The organism is Polaromonas sp. P3_C2, from assembly GCF_056402675.1.
The window spans coordinates 1-2,909 of record NZ_JBFUGX010000540.1; the positions used below are offsets into that span (position 1 = coordinate 1).

3 protein-coding genes are annotated in these 2,909 nt (G+C 59.0%); all 3 read left to right on the top strand.

Going from position 1 to position 2,909, the window contains the following annotated elements; genetic code table 11:
- The first annotated feature begins 84 nt into the window (after window positions 1-84).
- On the top strand, window positions 85-1,038 hold the full coding sequence (locus AC1DWI_RS18595; RefSeq protein WP_477667966.1) for a LysR family transcriptional regulator: 954 nt from the start codon (window positions 85-87) through the stop codon (window positions 1,036-1,038).
- Between the two features lie 121 nt (window positions 1,039-1,159).
- Window positions 1,160-2,425, top strand: a complete 1,266-nt coding sequence (locus AC1DWI_RS18600; protein WP_457280039.1) for an ABC transporter substrate-binding protein — start codon at window positions 1,160-1,162, stop codon at window positions 2,423-2,425.
- A 36-nt stretch (window positions 2,426-2,461) separates the two neighbouring features.
- Window positions 2,462-2,909, top strand: a 448-nt coding sequence (locus AC1DWI_RS18605; RefSeq protein ID WP_477725413.1) for a branched-chain amino acid ABC transporter permease, incomplete at its 3' end; no start/stop codon positions are given.

The window sequence follows — 2,909 nt, forward strand, 5'->3', positions numbered from 1 at the left end:
GGATAGACGCAAATCCCGCGCCAGTTCACCGGGCATACCCCGAAAAGCCGGCGCCTACCTGTTTTGCGACCTTGAGGCCCCGCCATGAACCTGCGTTTTGTTGAAGCTTTCTATTGGGTTGCCTCGCTCAAAAGTATCTCGCGCGCCGCGGAGAAGCTCTACCTGACGCAGTCTGCCATGTCCAGCCGGATCGCCACACTGGAAGAAGAGCTGGGCATCCTGCTGCTGGACCGGCGCGACAAGCAGTTCAAGCTCACCGTCGCGGGCGCGCGTTTCCTGGTCTATGCGCAAAAGCTGCTGGAGCTGCAGCGCGAGGTCAAACACGAGATGGGTTCCGGTGCGGCCATGGCGGTATCGATGCGCATAGGTGCCATCGAATCGGTGCTGCACTCCTGGCTGATTCCCTGGCTTGAAAAACTCCGGGTAGACCATCCGGGCCTGGAGCTGGAGCTGACGGTGGAAACCACCCCCATCCTGATGGACCAGGTGCAACGCGGCACTCTGGACCTGGTGTTTGCCGCATTGCCCGCGTCGGCGGACGGGGTACGCAACCAGGCCTTGCCGCCCATGGACATGGCGTTTGTGGGAAATCCGGCGCTGCATAAAAAAAGAAATTACCGGCTGGATGAACTTGCGGAAATGGAATTGCTGACGTTCCAGAAAGGCTCGCAGCCGCACGTCACGCTGGTCGACCTCTTCAAGCAGCACCGCATGGAACCCAAAAAGGTGCATGCCATTTCATCCATTTCCGCGATGGTCCAGCTGGTGCAGGGCGGCTTTGGCGTGGCCCTGCTGCCGCGCATCGCGGTCCAGCGCCTGACGGGGTTCGCCAGCCTGAAATTGCTCACCTGCGACACCCGTGTGAAGTCGTTGCCGATCCACGCGAGCTACCGCACCGACCCGACTTCATCGGTGGTTGAGACGGTGGTCAGGTCGGCCGTGCAGTTTGCCGCGGAGAGCACGGGAGCCGGCACCAAAACGGGTCGCAAGCCGGCGGCCAGGGTTGCAAAAACAGGCAAAAAAGGTGCATCAGGGTAAATACCAATCATCGAAAAAATCGATGACGTAAGCAAAAAATTACTTGTTTGATTTCGTCATTTGCTAATCGCACACTTCGTCACATGTCATCCAACCGTCATGTTTTTACGAGGAGTGCGTCATGAAGAAATCTTGGTGGGCCAAAGTGGCCGCAGTGTTGCTATCAACCGGCATGGCCTTTGGCGTGCATGCACAGCAAGAGATAAAAATCGGTGTGCTTTATCCGCTCACCGGGCCGGCCGCCTCCGTGGGTGCCGAGCTGCGCAGCGCGCTGGAACTCGCCGCCGACATCATCAATAACGGTGCGCCCGGTGTTTCCGAGCTGCCGCTGTCTGCCGGCAAAGGCTTGCCCAACCTCAAGGGCGCAAAAATCAAGCTGGTGTTTGCCGACCACCAGGCCAACCCGCAGACTGGCGCTACGGAAGCCGAGCGCCTGATCACACAGGAAAAAGTCGTGGCACTCGTGGGTGCGTATAACAGCGCCGTCACCGCCACGGCCAGCCAGATCGCCGAGCGCGCCGGTATCCCTTTCCTGAACCCTGAATCGTCGTCGGCATCGCTCACGCAGCGCAACTTCAAGTGGTTCTTTCGCACCACGCCGCACGACGACCTGTTTGTGCACAACGCCTTTGATTTCCTGAAAGAACTCGAAGCCAAAAAGGGCATCAAGGCGGGCGTGGTCGCCAGCCTCAACGAAAACGGCTTGTGGGGCACGGAAACCACCAAGCTGCAGACCAAACTCGCGCCCGAGTTCAAGCAGAACCTGGTCAAGCAGGTGATGTACCCGGCCAAAACCACGCAGCTGACTTCGGAAGTGCAGACGCTCAAGGCGGCGAACCCCAACCTGGTGCTGCAGTCGTCCTACACGGCCGATGCCATCCTGTCGATCAAGACCTACAAGGAACTCGGCTTTTCGCCGGACATGATCCTGGCGAACAACGCGGGCTTCACCGATACCGATTTCATCAGGACACTCGGCAAGGACGCCGACTACATCATCACGCGTGAAGTCTGGGCGCTGGACCTGGCCAACCGCAATCCTCTGATCAAGCAGGTCAACGACCTGTTCAACAGCCGCTACAAGATCAACTTCACCGGCAATTCCTCGCGCACTTTCACCGGCCTGATGGTGATGGCGGACGCTATCAACCGTGCTGGCTCCACCGAGCCCGAAGCTATCCGCAAGGCATTGGCCGCCACCGACATGCCCGGCAGCAAGCTGATCATGCCGTGGAAGGGTGTGAAGTTCGATGCGACCGGCCAGAACACCCTGGGCCAGGGCATCCTGGTGCAGATCATCGGCGGCAAATACAACACGGTCTGGCCGTTCGACATGGCCTCGCGTGAAGTGACCTGGCCCATGCCCAAGTGGGACCAGCGCAAATAAGCCGCGAGTTTTGACCTAAAAAGCCAAGAGACAACCATGACTACGGAAATATTGCTTCAGACGCTGGCCTCCGGCGTGCTGATTGGGCTGATTTACGCGCTGGTGGCTATCGGCCTGACCATGATTTTCGGCGTCATGGACATCGTGAACTTTGCGCACGGGGAATTCCTCATGCTGGGCATGTACTCGGCCTTCTGGCTGTTTTCCCTGTATGCGCTGGACCCCATGCTTACCTTGCCGCTGACAGTGATCATGCTGTTCGGCTTCGGCGTGCTGCTGTACAAACTGGTGATCGTGCGCATCATCAACGCGCCCATGCTGTCGCAGATCTTCACGACTTTCGGCATCATGATCCTGTTGCGCGGTGTGGCCCAGTTCCTCTGGAAACCGGATTTCCGCTCCATCGAGAATTCGGCGGTCAGCGGAACGGTCAAGCTGCTGGGCGTGCAACTGGGCAAGCCGCAGCTGGTCGCCGGTGTAGGGG

Excerpts from the sequence above, each read along its gene's own strand:
- AC1DWI_RS18595 (WP_477667966.1), top strand. The coding sequence starts at position 85 with ATGAACCTGCGTTTTGTTGAAGCTTTCTATTGGGTTGCCTCGCTCAAA.
- AC1DWI_RS18600 (WP_457280039.1), top strand. The coding sequence starts at position 1,160 with ATGAAGAAATCTTGGTGGGCCAAAGTGGCCGCAGTGTTGCTATCAACC.